Origin of the sequence: Kitasatospora herbaricolor (genome assembly GCF_030813695.1) — a bacterium.
In the GTDB taxonomy this organism is placed as follows: domain Bacteria; phylum Actinomycetota; class Actinomycetes; order Streptomycetales; family Streptomycetaceae; genus Kitasatospora; species Kitasatospora herbaricolor.
Genome location: NZ_JAUSVA010000002.1, coordinates 5,207,294 through 5,221,086 on the forward strand (window position 1 = coordinate 5,207,294; position 13,793 = coordinate 5,221,086).

The window sequence follows — 13,793 nt, forward strand, 5'->3', positions numbered from 1 at the left end:
CGGGTGGTGGTGGGAGGCGCCGGGTGGGTAGCGTCGCGGTGGGCGGGATCGGGCGGGTGACCGGGGTGGTGGGCGATGGTGGACGGCGAGTGGTGGCGGCTGAACGGGCCGCGGCGTGGCGACGGTGGCGGCGGGGCGGCGAAGGGTCCGGAGGAGCCGGCCGAGGGCGTGTACCTGCCGCCGGCCGCCGCGGTGCCGGCTCCCGCGCCCCCGACGGACCCACCGGCCGCGCGGGTGCCCGCGCCGCCGTCCTCGTCGCCGTCGGCCCCATCGCCCTCGGCACCCTCGTCGACGCCCTCGCAGCCGTCCGCCGGTCCGTCGGCCCGCCGGGGCGGGGTGCAGTGGCAGGCCGGTGGCGGGTTCGCCGACTGGGACGCCGTGCACATCGACTTCTCGGCCGTCGACGAGCCCGAGGCCGCGAGCGTGCCGGAACCCCGGGACGGCGACGCGGCACCGGGCGTGGCCGAGGCGGCCGAGGCGAGCCGGGAGCAGGCCACTGCCGCGAAGCCGGCCGGCCGGGGCCGTGCCGCACGCAGGGCGGCGAAGGAGCAGGCGGCTCAGGACGGGACCGCGCCGGCCGCTCGTCCCGGCCTGATGGCCGGCCGCCGGCCCGCACCGCTGCTGCTGCTCGCCTCGGCCCTGCTGGTGGGCGGCGCGGTGACCAGGACGGTGCTGGTGATGCTGGTGGGATGGGCACTGGCCTACCTCTCCCGCGGACTCGGCGACCGCAGCCGTAAGTTCGCCGTCCTCGGGATCCCGCTGCTGGCCCTGAGCGGACTGGTGCTCTGGTTCTGGGGCCGGGGCCAGGGAAAGTGGGGCCCGGCCCTGCAACCGGGCGAGCAGCTCTGGGGCGCGGCGCCGGGGGTGCTGAGGCTGGCGGCGGTCCTCTCCGCCGCGTACCTGCTGGTGGTGACGACGCGGCGGCGCGGGCCGTGATCCGGAACTGCGACGTGCGGGACCGCGTCCCGAACATCAGGTCGTGCAGGCGAATCGACAGGGGGATCCGGAGTGCAACAGCGGACTCGACGTCATGTCGAGCGGGCGGTCCGGATCGCTGTGGCCGCGTGCGCGGCGATCCCCCTCGCCGGCTGCTTCCCCGCGGGCGGGGAGCCCGGGAAGCGCAGTCCCGGTGCCGCGGCCGGGGAGGTCACCGTGGTGCGTGGCGGCAAGGTGTACCCCCTCACCATCCGGGTCACGGACTGGCAGGTCGGTCCGCATCCGCAGGTCCCGGAGCGGGGAAACGCCGTGCACGTCAGCTACCGCAGCACCGCCACGGGCTACTTGCCCGAAGTCACCGTGGAGGTCGCGGTGTGCGCGGTGGACGCGGCGAACGTCGTGCTGCTGTGCACCGCCGTCGTCGCGCGACAGGAAGATCCCCGGATTCAGGACGGCGACTCCTGGATCGGCCCCGCCGACCTCCCCCGCAGTCTGTCCGAAACGGCCCGTGTCGTCCTCCTGCCGGACCAGCTGCGCCCAGGGCTGCACGCCGGTGACCCCAAGGACGGCGACGGCTACGTGCCCCCCGGCCTCCCGGCACCAGGCGACCGACTGCGTACCGCCTGAGCCGAAGAGCAATTGCGGGGGCAACCCTCAGTCGGTGTCGTCAGGCGCCGAAGTCGGCGTAGCCGTCGAACTCGCCGGCCTTGACGCCCAGGAGGAACTTGGCGAACTTGGCGGGGGTGGTGCGGACTATGACCTCGCCGTCGTCGGACTCGCGGAGTTCGACCAGGCCGTCGACGGTGCGGACCTCGACGCAGTTGTCGCTCGCGCCGGAGTGGCTTGCCTTCTGCCAGGCCGTGCTAGCCATGCTTGTTTTCCATTTCTTCCTTGATGGACCGCATGAAGTGTCGTGACTCGTCTTCGTCCAGCGCGGTGGACTTCATCTGATCGATGAGCGCGCGAAACCTCGCGAGGTGGGCCGGGGAGTCGAAAAGTTGAATGCCGTGACCGGTGTCCATCTGTGCGGCATCCAGCTCGGTGACTGGCCCCTCTGCATATGTGAAGTTCTCGCTTGGGCTCGGGACAGCGTTTGCGTCGAACGGAACCACTCGAACGGAGATGTTCGGGCTCGCGGAGTCCTCGACGAGAGCGCCGATTTGTTCGGCTTGGACCTTCGGCCCACTGAACTGCATGCGTAGGGCTGCCTCATGGACGAATGCGGTGTATGGCGTCACGCCGGACCGGACTACGCGCTGCCGTTGCATGCGAAAGGCCGTCCTGAGATCGACATCATGGCGGGCCGTCGGAGGGTAGGTCTGGGCGAACAATGCGGAGGCGTATGCGCCGGTCTGAAGGAGCCCGGGTACGAAGGTGCTCGTATAGGTGAAGAGCCTCCGCGCGTGTCCTTCAAGCTCCGCGACCTCAAGGAAGTCCGTGGCCAGGGTCTCGCGGTACTCCTCCCACCATCCGGGCTTCTCGCGGGCCGTGACGATGTCGGCGAGGGCGTCGATCAGGGGCTCGTTGACGCACATGCACGTTGCGGCGATCGTCCGCAGCCGTTCCACGCTGATGCCGATCTTCCCCGACTCCATCTGCGTCACCTGGGCGGGGTTCATTCCGACGGCCCGGCCGAGCTGGCTGCCTCCGAAACCTGCCTGCTCTCGCATCCTTCGCAGCTCCGTGCCCAGCCTGCGCTGACGGAGTGTGGGGTTGGTACGAGCCATGGGTTCCTTCCGGCGCAAGGGTTGCCCCAGTCTGCCGCGTTGACCGGACGGAGGTCCATCTGAGGCGGCGATGCCACGAAAGAGGGAACATCTTGAATACATGGAAAATTTTCCATGTGCGTGCGATACGGTCTTCCCAATCGATCGGACGGATCGTCAGTAACGCTTGATTCCAAGGCAGTAGCCACCTGCTGCCCGCACCGCAGAGCAGCCGCGTCCGGCCTGGCTCACGGCGACGAACCCGCCGACGCGTACCTCACCCGCGTACCTCACTCCATCCCGCACGGAGGTCTCCCATGCCTGCCCGCAGCCAGCCCGAATCGCCCCGACAGCCCGGTACGCCCCGGTCGCCCGAGCCGCCCGACTGGTCCGCCCCCCGCGAGGAGCTGCGGGAGGCGATGACCCTGGCCGGCTGGCCGCCGGACGCCGTCCACGACGCCGAACTCGCCCTCTGCGAGCTGTACGTCAACGCCTGGAAGCACGGGGGCAGTCCGGCCCCGGTCGTGGTGGTGGTCGTGCTGGCCGACCGCACGCTGCGGGTCTCCGTCTCCGACGACAGCCCCGACCTCCCCGAGGAGCGGCCCTGTTCCGACCCGTACGAGGTGTCCGGCCGGGGACTCCACCTGGTCCGCACCCTCACCCACCGCTTCGGTACCGCACCCCGCAAGGCGGGCAAGAGCATCTGGTTCGAGCTGGACGCCGCCGCATGACCGACGACCGCCGCCCCGTCCCGCTCCCCGTCCCGCTCCCCGCTGTGAACCGGGGTGGACCGTGGGAGTGCTGATCCCGCTGGTGCCGCCGTCGGTGCACGTCGAGCGCACCACCGTGCCCTACCTGACCGTCGAGCGCGTCCCGGACGCCGCCGTCCAGCTCCGCTGCGCCGTCGATCTCGACATCGGCCTCGCCCCGGGTGAGCAACTCGCCCTTCCGCTCACCCGTGACCAGGCGGAGGAACTGTTGCAGGCTCTCGCCGCCCACCTCGGCACCCGCGTGATCCGGCTGCACCGATGAGGAGCGGGACCGCGAGTTTCCTCGTCGGCGCGGCTCTGGTGATCCTCCTGGCGCTCGCCCTCGTCACCGTGGCCCTCGGGGTCCTGGCGACACTCCGGGCGCCGTACCCCGACGAGCATCCGGCCGCCCCGCCGCCCCCGATCACCCGCCACGGCCGCTGGGAGCTGCGCCGACTCCCGGACGGCAGCCACGAGTACTCCTGGATCGCCCGCCAGGCCGGCCACTTCGGTCCCGAGACCCGGGCCACCGCCACCATGCCCCGGGCACGGGAAGCTGGCCCTCATCCCTGACGGGCGGATACTACGGCCAGTTCGTGAGGGCAGTGGTGAGGTCGGTGACGAACCGGTGCCAGGACGGGACCTGGCTCACCGGGCCTTCCTGGTCCAGCAGTTCGAAGAGCCGGTGGCGGTTGCGGGGGAACCGCTTCTGGAGTTCGGCCAGGCGGCGTCCCTTGGCTCCGCTCGCCAGCGCCAGGGTTTCCTTCAGCTGCTGTTTGGGATCGGGGATCCGTTCGACCGTTGAGGGCCGGGGCAGTTGGAGGTCCATCCGCCCGTTCGGATTGCCTGCCACCTGCCGGATGGCCTGCTCGTCGAGCAGTAGCCAGGCCTCCAGCATTCGAACCGGCACGACCGGCATGTGGGCCAGCCCGGGCCACTCGGTACGAACGGCTGCGGCGATCTCGTCCCGCCTGTCCTGGTCCGGGCCGCGATCGGCATCGCGCTGCAGGACGGCCAGGTCGTACGTGTCGCTGAGCCCTCGGGCCGCGCGCAACTTGTCAGCCACACTGTGGCCGACCGGCGGAGAGATCCAGTCGAGGGCCGGCGAGCTCACCGCCACAGGCACATCGAGTTCCGCCGCGATCCTCTCGATGTGGGGCACCAGCCCCTCGTCGCTGGAGCCCTCGCCCAGGAAGAGAACGCGCAGCGTCACGCGAAGCTCCCCTCGATGGTCAACTGGGCGCCAGGGGGAGTCTCCAGATACGGCAGGATGTCCCCCTTCGTCACGTACTCCGCGGAGTCCCGTGCCCGCCAGGTACCGGTGAGCGGCCGCAGCCGCAGCCGGCGGGTGATCTTCCCGTCGGCGCTCCTGAAGGCCGAGGTGTCGGCGAACAGCAGGTCGGCCGGGTCGACGAGTTGGACGACGCCAGGGGAATGCGTGTTGATCAGCACTTGCCTGAAAGGATTTTCCGGCCCGGGCATCTCGTCGGAGTCCACGGCGAGGTCCCGGACCAGTTCGACCATGGCGGGAAGGTTGGCGGGATGGATCCCGTTCTCCGGCTCCTCCATGCAGATGAGCCCGCGCACTTCGGGGTCTTCGAGCAGTACGCAGAGCGCGAGGAATCGCAGGGTGCCCTCGGACAGGCTGCGTGCCGGCAGCACCATGCCGTCGATCTCGTGCAGGCGAATGGTGAGGAGCTCCCGGACGTCGTCCTCCTGGACATCCAGGGTGCGTACCTGGAGACCGGAGAGGTCGGACAGGCGCCCGGCGACCCTGGCGTATACCTGGGCCGGATCCTGCTGGCCGGCCGGGCCCTGCAGGGCGATCCGGAAAAGGGCACCCGGGAGGTGCAGCCCGTTGGAGCCGATGGAGCGCGGATCCATGTACTGGTCGGAGCTCCGCAAGGCCGAGGGTTCAAGCGCCAGCCGCCGCCAGGACTGCATCTCCCGTCGGGCGGCGAGAATCGTCGGGTCGTCGCTGGAGGTAACCGTCGACACCACGGTTGCCCGTGCCCGGGAGGCCGCGGCAGGCCTGGGTTGGCCCCGGCTGCCCCCGTCCTGGTGGATCCGGATGATCGGGTCGCCCTCCTCCAAGGAGGTCGAGATGAAGGAGGTGCCGTACCGCTTGCTCCTGATCATCGGATCCCGGAACCGGGGCTTGCTGTGGGGGAAGCGCAGACGGGCGGGAGCATCCCCCTTGCGGATGTAGCCGAGGCTCTCGTGCAGCAGGACCAGCCGGCCGATCTTCTCGGCACCAGCGGGGGGGCTGGTACCCGAGTTCCAGCTCGTACCGGAGGAAGGAGGAGGTCGGCGGTTCGGAGAGCCGCCCGAAGTCGTCCTCCGTCGGTTCCGGTGCCACGATCATTTCGGCGGCGAACCGCATGCGGTGCCCACCGGGCGCGTACCCGTTCCAGAACAAGTCCCGGGCGTCGCCGTGGCGCTCGCTGTGCGTACCACGTACCTCCTGTGCCGCCTCCATCAGGGAACGGTCGGCCAGCAGGCTCAGGAACTGAATGGCGTCGAAGACATTCGACTTGCCCGTGCCGTTCGCACCCGCGATGCAGGTGAAGGGGCCCAGCTCGACGGCCAGGTCGAGGAGGTTCTTGAACCCGTCGACCTCAAGCCGTGTGAGCATGTGTCCTCCAGCGTGCGGCCGGAAGACCCGGCGCGGTCAGGGTTCCAGTGCAGGATATGCCGAGGAGTCAGCCGCCGTGGACGGTGGCCGACCGCTCCGGCCCGCGCCGCCTAGGCCCCCAGCAGGTGCTGCAACTCGTCCAGCACGGCGTTGGCGCCGGTGTAGCCGATGCCCTGGAACCACAGCTGGTCGGAGACCGGGAAGGCGCGGTGGGCCTTGACCGCGGCCAGGGCCTGCCAGCCGGGGCCGGCCAGGGCCGCGGTGGCGCCGGCCGCCTCCGGGTCGCCGTAGACGGCGTACAGCAGGACGTCGCCGTCCGCCCGGGCGATCTGGTCGGCCGGGATCTCGGTCGCGAACTGGGCGGCGTTCTGCTGGTCGGGCCGGGCCAGTTGGACGTCGTCGAGCAGGGTGGCGAGGAAGTTCAGCCGGGCGTACAGCCGGATCGGCGCGTTCTCGACGAAGCGGACCAGGCTGATCCGCCGTCCGGTCTGGCCGAGGGCCTGGGCGACCTGGCCGGCGTGCCGTTGGTAGGCGGCGGTCACGGCGTCGGCGGCGGCCTGCCGGCCGAGCGCCTGGGCGTGCTGCTGGAAGTTCGCCTTCCAGGGGTGGCCGGTGGCCGGGGTGAGGATCGTGGGCGCGATCCGGCGCAGGGTCTCGAAGTGCGCGGCGTCCCGGATCTGGTTGCCGAGGATGAGGTCCGGCTTCAGCCGCCGGATCACCGCGGTGTCGGGCGAGCCGATCTCCCCGACGACGGTGATCCCGGCGAGCCGGGAGGCGGGCCAGTAGTCGGGCAGGCCGCTGTCGGCCTGGGCCCGGGCGGCGCCGACCGGGGTGATGCCGAGGGTCATCGCCGAGTCGAGTTCGGCGGTGTCGAGGGTGACCACGCGCGGGCCGGCCGGCGGCGGGCTGTCGGTGGCGCTGTCGGCGGTCGGCGTGCCGGGACCGGAGCAGGCGGCGAGGGCTGCTCCGCCGAGCCCGGTGAGCAGGGCCCGGCGGGTGATCTGAGGCGGCATCGGGACCTCTCGGACATGGTCGACGGTCCGTCGATTATGTCCGGAATGTCACCCTGCTTCGGTCTTTCCCGCCCAGGGCGCGCCCGGTACCACCAGCGGTGTTCCGGTGACCGGGTCCGGAACGACCACGGAGTCCAGCCCGAACACCTCGCGGACCAGTTCGGCGGTGACGATCTCGGTCGGCGGCCCCTGCGCGACGATCCGCCCGCCGCGCATCGCGACCAGGTGGTCGGCGTACCGGGCGGCCTGGTTGAGGTCGTGCAGCACGGCGACCACCGTCCGGCCCTTCTCCACGTTCAGCCGCCGGACCAGGTCCAGCACCTCCACCTGGTGCGCGATGTCCAGGAAGGTGGTGGGTTCGTCCAGCAGCAGGATGTCGGTGCCCTGGGCGAGGGCCATCGCGATCCAGGCCCGCTGGCGCTGTCCGCCGGACAGCTCGTCCACGCTGCGGTCGGCCAGCTCGGTGGTGGAGGTGCGCAGCAGCGCCTCGGTGACCGCCTCCTCGTCCTCGGCCGACCACTGCTGCCACCAGCTCTGGTGCGGCTGGCGGCCGCGCGAGACCAGGTCGGCGACCGAGATTCCCTCGGGGGCCACCGGTGACTGCGGCAGCAGGCCGATCCGCCGGGCGATCTGCCTGGTGGGGATCCGGGCCAGCTCGGCGCCGTCCAGCAGGACGGCGCCGCGGGCCGGCTTCAGCAACCGCCCGAGGGCCCGCAACAGGGTGGACTTGCCGCAGGCGTTCGGGCCGACGATGACGGTGACCCGCCCGTCGGGGACGGTCAGGTCCAGTCCTTCGACGACCGTCCGGGCCTCGTAGGCGAGGGTCAGCCCGCGGGCCTCCAGGCGGTGGCCGGTCGTTGCGGTCGTGGCGGTCGCGGTCCGTGCGGTCGGCACGCTCTCCGCGGTCGGCACGTTCTGCGCGTTCTGCGTGTTCGGCGCGGTCATCAGGAGCCTCCACGGCGGGATCGGAGCAGCAGCCACATCAGGTACGGCGCGCCGACCAGGCCGGTGACCACACCGACCGGCAGTTCGACGGGCGCCAGCATCCGGCGGGCGAGCAGGTCGGCGAGCACGACCACCACCGCCCCGGTGAGGGCCGAGCAGAGCAGCGGGATCTGTGCCGACCGGGCCAGCCGGACGGCGATCTGCGGAGCCATCAGCGCGACGAAGTCCACCGGTCCGGTGGCGCCCGCCGCGCAGGAGGCCAGCACGACGCCGAGCAGGGCCATGCCGGCCCGGGTGCGGTTCAGCCGCAGGCCGAGGCCGACCGCGCTGGCGTCGTCGAAGGAGATGCTGCGCTGGGCCCTGGCCGCCCAGAGCGCCACCGGCAGGGCCGCCAGCAGCACCCAGGACAGCCAGCCGGACTGGGCGTGCCCGGCGCCGTTCAGACTGCCGGTCATCCAGACCTTCGCCTGCTGGGCCTGCAGACCGTCGCCCTTGGTCAGGAAGACGGTGGTCAGCGAGGACAGCGCGACGCTGATCCCGATGCCGATCAGCACGAAGCGCTGGGCGTGCAGGCCGCCGCGCCAGGCCAGCGAATGGACCAGCAGCCCGGCGAGCAGCCCGCCGCCGACCGCCGCGTACGGCACCTGGCCGGTCGAGCCGACCACCCCGTACGCCAGCAGGCCCACCACCAGGGCGGCCGCGCCGTGCGAGACGCCGACGACGTCCGGGCTGGCCAGCGGGTTGCGGGCGACGGTCTGGATCAGCGCGCCGGCCAGCCCGAGGGCGAGGCCGACCAGCAGCCCGACCTGCACCCGGGGCAGCCGGAACTCGCCGACCACCAGCTCGTGCGGGCTGGGCCGGCCGGTGACGACCTTGAGCACCTCGGCCGGCGACACGGTGGACTCGCCCAGGCAGAGCGAGGCGACCACGGCGGCGGCGAGCAGCAGCAGCAGGCCGCAGGCGGCCAGCGCCGAGCGCCGGTGCAGCAGGAAGGACGCCGGGCCGGCCCGCAGCACGCGGTAGCCGGCGGGCACGACGGCGGCGCTCACGCGGCCACCACCTTGCGGCGGCGTACCAGCACGACCAGGACGGGGACGCCGACCAGGGCGGTCATCACCCCGGCGGGCACCTCCGAGGGCGGGAAGAGCACCCGGCCCAGGGCGTCCGCGAGCAGCAGCAGCGCGGGCCCGAGCACGGCCGAGAGGGTGAGCACCCAGCGGTGGTCGGCGCCGACCAGGGCGCGGGCCGCGTGCGGCACGGCCAGGCCGACGAAGGCGATCGGGCCGGCGGCGGCGACCGCCGAGCCGGTCAGCACGGTCGCGCCGAGCGCGCCGGTGGCCCGGACCAGTCCGGTCCTGGCCCCCAGGCCCTTGGCGGTGTCGTCGCCGAGCGCCAGCGCGTCCAGGCCCCGGGCGACCGCGAACACCAGCAGCAGCCCGGCCAGCAGGAAGGGCATCAGCTGCCAGGCGACGTCGGCGGTCCGCCCGGAGAGCGAGCCGACCTGCCAGAACCGGAACTGGTCCATGGTGGCGGAGTCGGTGGTGAGCACCAGGGTGTTGAGCGAGGCGATGAAGGCGGACATCGCGGCCCCGGCCAGGGCCAGCTTGACCGGTGTCGCGCCGCCGAGGCCGCGCCCGGCCAGGGCGTGGACCAGGACGGCGGCAAGCGCCGCGCCGGCGAAGCCGAACCAGACGTACCCGGTGGGCGAACCCACCCCGAAGACGGAGATCGCGACCACCACGCCGGCCGCCGCGCCCTGGCTGACGCCGAGGATGCCGGGGTCGGCGATCGGGTTGCGGGTGATGCCCTGCATCACGGTGCCGGCCAGTCCGAGCGCCGCGCCGACCGCCAGGCCGACCACGGTGCGCGGCACCCGCAGCTCGCGGACGACCACCGCGTCGGTGGTGTCCCCGCCGTGCAGCAGGGCGGCGACCGTCTCGCCGAGCGGGATGCCGCGGCTGCCGACGGTGAGGCTCAGCAGCACGGCGGCGGCCAGCACGGCCAGCGCGGCGGCGAGCCAGAGGATGCGCCGGCGCAGCAGGCGCAGCTTGCCGGGCGCGGTGGTCTCGGTCATGGGTCCCTTCCTGCTCCTCCCCGGGGCGTCGCCGAGGGCTTCCCCGGCGACCGGCCGGGGTGGCCCCGCCCGGGCGTGGGGCTCGGGGGAGAGGGACCGCCAACAGCTTAGGCAACGCTAACCTCGAGGTCGGCGACGGGGCGGACCAGGCCCCGGACCAGGGGTGGCATAGCCTGGCGGCATGCCCTCGACGCCCGCCGCAGCCGCGGTCCTCCCCTCGGCCGTGACCTCGCCCGCCGCCTCCGCAGGGGCCGCCGCCGGCCCGCTGACCGTGGGTTTCGACCTCGACATGACGCTGCTGGACACCCGGCCCGGCATCAAGGCCACCTACCAGGCCCTGTCGGCCGAGACCGGCACGTACGTCGACGGCGACCTGGTGACCACCCGGCTCGGCCCGCCGCTGACCGACGAGCTGCGCAACTGGTTCCCGGAGGCGGAGGTGCAGGCGGTCGCCGCCCGGTACCGGGAGCTGTACCGGGAGCTGGCCTTCGCCCCGACGGTGGCGCTGCCCGGCGCCCACGAGGCGATCGAGGCGGTCCGCGCGGCCGGCGGCCGGGTGGCCGTGATCACCGGGAAGTACGAGCCGAACGCCCTGCTGCATCTGGAGCACGCGGCCCTGCACGCCGACGTGCTGGTCGGCGACCTCTGGGCGGAGGGCAAGGGCGACGCGCTGCGCGAGCACGGCGCCACCGTGTACGTCGGGGACCACCTGGGCGACGTCCGCGGCGCGATCCGGGCCGGGGCGGTGGCGGTCGGCGTGGCCACCGGCCCGTACACGGCGGAGGAGCTGCTGGCGGCCGGCGCGGACGTGGTGCTGGCGGACCTCACCGAGTTCCCGGGCTGGCTGGCCGGCCACCTCGGCCGGTAGCCGCCGGTAGCGGTCGGCCGCACCCGGGAGGGGCGCCCGGGAAGCCGGCCCGGCGGTTTGGCCAGTCGGTCAGTCGGTCGCGGCGGCCCGGCGGCGCTGGGAGCGGGCCGAGCTGAGCATCCCCACCAGGGCCAGCAGGAAGCCGAGCGGCATCAGCATGCTGAACCAGTACGCGGCGGTCGGCAGCGGCGTCAGGCGGAAGAACAGCGGGACGAAGGTCACCAGGGTGGACACCGCGCCCAGCGCGAAGACGATCGCACCCACCCGGACGTAACGGTCGCCGCGGTCGGCGCGCTGGCTGCTCACTGGTGTGCTCCTCGGACGGGACGTGGTGTTCCGCCCCAGTGTCGCAGAGGGGCCGGGGCGCCCCGGGCGGCCCGGGGAGAGGCCCGTCACGTTACGCAGTTTCACGGGCGCTGGGAGTTTCGATCGCTGCTGGGCGGGGGTATGCAGCCACTGCACGGGGCGCGTCAGGTGTGCCCCGCTTTCCGGCCGGGGGTGTGAGCCAGTGGACAGCGCCGTGTCGCGGTCCGGCCAGGCCAGGCCCGGTCCGGCCCCCTCCGCCAGACTCGCGTGGGGGCCCGCGGTACGAGAACGGGCCCACGCCGAGGATCCGAGGCCGTGACAGACCGTTAGTCTGCTCCGGCGGGGCGCCGGACGTGGGTCGCCGCGCGGTACGGGCCGATCCCGGCCCCCCGTCACCCGGAGCCGTCCGCAGCGGTCACCCCGACCGTTCGTCCAGAGCCATCCATCCAGGGATCCCCGGCGCGCCGGGGGCCTTCACACCCACCCCGAGGACTGTTCGAGATGCCCACCGGCCAGGTCAAGTGGTTCAACGAGACGAAGGGCTACGGCTTTCTGTCGCGCGACGACGGCGGCGAGGTCTTCGTCCACACCAAGGCGCTGCCCACCGGTGTCACCGTGCTCAAGCCGGGCCAGCGGGTGGAGTTCGGCGTGGTCGCCGGCCACCGCGGCGACCAGGCGATGTCCGTGGCGCTGCTGGAGGCGCTGCCGTCGGTGGCCGCCGCCCAGCGCAAGAGCGCCGACGACATGGCGCCGATCGTCCAGGACCTCATCACCACCCTGGACGCGGTGCTCCCGGGCCTCCAGCACGGGCGCTACCCGGCGAAGCCGACCGGCCAGAAGCTGGCCGCGCTGCTGCGCGCGGTCGCCGACCAGTTCGACGTCTGACCCCGGTCCGGCCGCTCCGACCCCCGGCGTCCGCGCCGGGGCTCAGAAGTCCAGCGCACCCGGGCCCAGCGCGGGGACGAGTCCCTCGGCGGCGGCCCGGGTGAGCAGGCCGCGCACGGCGGCGTAGCCCTCCTCGCCGAGGTCCGCGGTGAACTCGTTGACGTACAGCCCGATGTGCTGGTCGGCGACGGCCGGGTCCATCTCCTGGGAGTGCGCCAGGACGTACCCGCGGCTGGCGGCCGGGTCCGCCCAGGCCTGCCGGACGGACGCCCGGATCGTCTCCGCGATCTCCCGCAGCCGCTGCGCGCCGAGCGAGCGCCGGGCGACGATCGCCCCGAGCGGGATCGGCAGGCCGGTGTCCTGCTCCCAGGCCTCGCCCATGTCGGCGAGCTTGCGCAGGCCGTACTCCTGGTAGGTGAAGCGGGCCTCGTGGATCACCAGGCCGGCGTCCACCCGGCCGTCCCGCACGGCGGGCATGATCTCGTCGAACGGCAGCACCACCACCTCGCCGAGCCCGCCCGGCACCGCCCGGGCGGCCCAGATCCGGAACAGCAGGTAGGCGGTGGAGCGCTCGGACGGCACCGCGACGGTCTTTCCGCTCAGGTCGTCCGGCGCGTCCGGGCGGGTGAGCACCAGCGGGCCGCAGCCCCGCCCCAGCGCCCCGCCGCAGGGCAGCAGCGCGTACTCGTCCAGCACCCAGGGCAGCGCGCCGTAGCTGATCTTCAGCACGTCGAGCTCTCGCCCGGCGCCGGGCCGGGGGGACCCGCCCCGTGCGGCCAGGCCGTTGGTGACGTCGATGTCCGCGAAGGTCACCTCGGGCGCGTCGGCGCCGGGCACCAGGCCGTGCGCCCAGGCGTGGAAGACGAAGGTGTCGTTCGGGCAGGGGGAGTAGGCGATGCGCAGGGTCTCAGCCACGGTGGACCTCCTTGAGCAGCTCCGGGTAGGGCAGGGCGGCGAACGCCCCGGCCAGCGCGGCCAGCGCCTCGCCGATCCGCCAGGCCGAGCGGTCGCGCGGGCCCACCGCGTTGGAGACGGTACGGACCTCCAGCGCCGGCAGGCCGTGCCGGGCGGCGGCCTCGGCCACGCCGAAGCCCTCCATCGCCTCGGCGGCCGCGCCGGGGTGCCGGGCGGCCAGCTCGGCGGCCCGCCCGGCGGTGCCGGTGACGGTGGAGACGGTGAGCACGGCCCCGGTGGCGACGGTCAGGCCGGCGGCCCGCAGCGCCCCGGCGGCCGCCAGGGCCGCGCCCGGCGGCGGGGTGTGCCGGACGGTGCCGAAGCCCAGCGCGGTGACGTCGGCGAAGCCCTCGGGCGTCTCGGCGCCCAGGTCGGCGGCGACGATCGCGTCCGCGACCACCACCGAGCCGATCGGGGCGTGCGGGGCGAAGCCGCCGGCGATCCCGGCCGGGACCACCAGGTCGTAGCGGTGCAGCGCGAGAGCGGTCGCGGCGCCGGCGGCGGCCGCGGCGGGCCCCACCCCGGCGGCCAGCACGTCGATCGCGGTACCGGCCCGCCCGGCGCGGTGCAGGACGCCCCCGGGCAGCGGCAGCGGGCGGGAGTCGTCACCCAGGCCGCGCAGCACCGCCTCGGCCTCGGGGGCGACGGCGACCACGACGAGCAGCCGGGCCTGCGGGAGGCCCGGCTGCTCGGTGTCGCTCGTTCGGGTGGTCACCGCGGGC

18 protein-coding genes and 1 pseudogene are annotated in these 13,793 nt (G+C 73.5%); 7 read left to right on the top strand and 12 right to left on the bottom strand.

Going from position 1 to position 13,793, the window contains the following annotated elements; genetic code table 11:
• Window positions 1-75 precede the first annotated feature (75 nt).
• Window positions 76-936 (top strand): energy-coupling factor transporter transmembrane component T family protein, encoded by an 861-nt coding sequence (locus tag J2S46_RS23160; protein ID WP_191290611.1) that lies wholly within the window; start codon window positions 76-78, stop codon window positions 934-936.
• Window positions 937-1,152: 216 nt separating this feature from the next.
• Window positions 1,153-1,563 carry a hypothetical protein gene (locus J2S46_RS23165; protein ID WP_307350994.1) on the top strand — a complete coding sequence of 137 codons (411 nt, stop codon included), beginning with the start codon at window positions 1,153-1,155 and terminating at the stop codon, window positions 1,561-1,563.
• A 40-nt stretch (window positions 1,564-1,603) separates the two neighbouring features.
• Here J2S46_RS23165 and J2S46_RS23170 read toward each other — a convergent pair whose 3' ends face one another.
• Together J2S46_RS23170 and J2S46_RS23175 are read right to left on the bottom strand one after the other, a co-directional pair.
• On the bottom strand, window positions 1,604-1,807 hold the full coding sequence (locus tag J2S46_RS23170; protein WP_191290613.1) for a DUF397 domain-containing protein: 204 nt from the start codon (window positions 1,805-1,807) through the stop codon (window positions 1,604-1,606).
• Complete coding sequence (locus J2S46_RS23175) at window positions 1,800-2,663, bottom strand: helix-turn-helix domain-containing protein (RefSeq protein WP_229912811.1); 864 nt, start codon at window positions 2,661-2,663, stop codon at window positions 1,800-1,802. The genes J2S46_RS23170 and J2S46_RS23175 overlap by 8 nt, the downstream gene beginning before the upstream one ends.
• A 296-nt stretch (window positions 2,664-2,959) precedes the next feature.
• On the opposite strand from J2S46_RS23175, the gene J2S46_RS23180 reads away from it, so the two are divergent.
• From J2S46_RS23180 to J2S46_RS23190, 3 genes are all read left to right on the top strand, one after another.
• On the top strand, window positions 2,960-3,373 hold the full coding sequence (locus tag J2S46_RS23180) for an ATP-binding protein (RefSeq protein ID WP_191290615.1): 414 nt from the start codon (window positions 2,960-2,962) through the stop codon (window positions 3,371-3,373).
• Between the two features lie 61 nt (window positions 3,374-3,434).
• The gene (locus J2S46_RS23185; RefSeq protein ID WP_191290616.1) at window positions 3,435-3,674 is read left to right on the top strand and encodes a hypothetical protein; all 240 of its coding nucleotides are present in this window, start codon (window positions 3,435-3,437) and stop codon (window positions 3,672-3,674) included.
• Window positions 3,671-3,964 (top strand): hypothetical protein, encoded by a 294-nt coding sequence (locus tag J2S46_RS23190; RefSeq protein ID WP_191290617.1) that lies wholly within the window; start codon window positions 3,671-3,673, stop codon window positions 3,962-3,964. Before J2S46_RS23185 ends, J2S46_RS23190 begins: the two co-directional genes overlap by 4 nt.
• 10 nt (window positions 3,965-3,974) lie before the next feature.
• Here J2S46_RS23190 and J2S46_RS23195 read toward each other — a convergent pair whose 3' ends face one another.
• From J2S46_RS23195 to J2S46_RS23225, 7 genes and pseudogenes are all read right to left on the bottom strand, one after another.
• Window positions 3,975-4,604, bottom strand: a complete 630-nt coding sequence (locus tag J2S46_RS23195; RefSeq protein ID WP_191290618.1) for a hypothetical protein — start codon at window positions 4,602-4,604, stop codon at window positions 3,975-3,977.
• Window positions 4,601-5,530: an AAA family ATPase gene (locus J2S46_RS23200; protein ID WP_229912812.1), complete on the bottom strand. Its 930-nt coding sequence runs from the start codon at window positions 5,528-5,530 to the stop codon at window positions 4,601-4,603. The genes J2S46_RS23195 and J2S46_RS23200 overlap by 4 nt, the downstream gene beginning before the upstream one ends.
• 364 nt (window positions 5,531-5,894) lie before the next feature.
• Window positions 5,895-6,026: pseudogene (locus tag J2S46_RS23205) on the bottom strand (AAA family ATPase); the annotation flags it as partial.
• 110 nt (window positions 6,027-6,136) lie between these two features.
• Entirely contained in the window at window positions 6,137-7,039 is a 903-nt protein-coding gene (locus tag J2S46_RS23210; protein WP_191290619.1) for an ABC transporter substrate-binding protein, read from the bottom strand.
• Between the two features lie 48 nt (window positions 7,040-7,087).
• Window positions 7,088-7,984 carry an ABC transporter ATP-binding protein gene (locus J2S46_RS23215; protein WP_191290620.1) on the bottom strand — a complete coding sequence of 299 codons (897 nt, stop codon included), beginning with the start codon at window positions 7,982-7,984 and terminating at the stop codon, window positions 7,088-7,090.
• Window positions 7,984-9,033, bottom strand: coding sequence for a FecCD family ABC transporter permease (locus J2S46_RS23220; RefSeq protein ID WP_191290621.1), 1,050 nt, complete (start codon window positions 9,031-9,033; stop codon window positions 7,984-7,986). The genes J2S46_RS23215 and J2S46_RS23220 overlap by 1 nt, the downstream gene beginning before the upstream one ends.
• Window positions 9,030-10,058 (bottom strand): FecCD family ABC transporter permease, encoded by a 1,029-nt coding sequence (locus tag J2S46_RS23225; RefSeq protein WP_191290622.1) that lies wholly within the window; start codon window positions 10,056-10,058, stop codon window positions 9,030-9,032. Before J2S46_RS23225 ends, J2S46_RS23220 begins: the two co-directional genes overlap by 4 nt.
• A gap of 181 nt (window positions 10,059-10,239) precedes the next feature.
• Between J2S46_RS23225 and J2S46_RS23230 the strand changes: the two genes are divergently transcribed.
• Window positions 10,240-10,926: an HAD family hydrolase gene (locus J2S46_RS23230; RefSeq protein ID WP_191290623.1), complete on the top strand. Its 687-nt coding sequence runs from the start codon at window positions 10,240-10,242 to the stop codon at window positions 10,924-10,926.
• A 69-nt stretch (window positions 10,927-10,995) separates the two neighbouring features.
• Here J2S46_RS23230 and J2S46_RS23235 read toward each other — a convergent pair whose 3' ends face one another.
• Complete coding sequence (locus J2S46_RS23235) at window positions 10,996-11,232, bottom strand: hypothetical protein (protein ID WP_191290624.1); 237 nt, start codon at window positions 11,230-11,232, stop codon at window positions 10,996-10,998.
• 501 nt (window positions 11,233-11,733) lie between these two features.
• Here J2S46_RS23235 and J2S46_RS23240 point away from each other — a divergent pair.
• On the top strand, window positions 11,734-12,117 hold the full coding sequence (locus J2S46_RS23240) for a cold-shock protein (RefSeq protein WP_191290625.1): 384 nt from the start codon (window positions 11,734-11,736) through the stop codon (window positions 12,115-12,117).
• Window positions 12,118-12,159: 42 nt separating this feature from the next.
• On the opposite strand, the gene J2S46_RS23245 is transcribed toward J2S46_RS23240, so the two are convergent.
• Both J2S46_RS23245 and J2S46_RS23250 read right to left on the bottom strand, forming a co-directional pair.
• Complete coding sequence (locus J2S46_RS23245; RefSeq protein ID WP_191290626.1) at window positions 12,160-13,032, bottom strand: 1,4-dihydroxy-6-naphtoate synthase; 873 nt, start codon at window positions 13,030-13,032, stop codon at window positions 12,160-12,162.
• Window positions 13,025-13,786 carry a futalosine hydrolase gene (locus tag J2S46_RS23250; RefSeq protein ID WP_191290627.1) on the bottom strand — a complete coding sequence of 254 codons (762 nt, stop codon included), beginning with the start codon at window positions 13,784-13,786 and terminating at the stop codon, window positions 13,025-13,027. The genes J2S46_RS23245 and J2S46_RS23250 overlap by 8 nt, the downstream gene beginning before the upstream one ends.
• Between the last annotated feature and the right edge of the window lie 7 nt (window positions 13,787-13,793).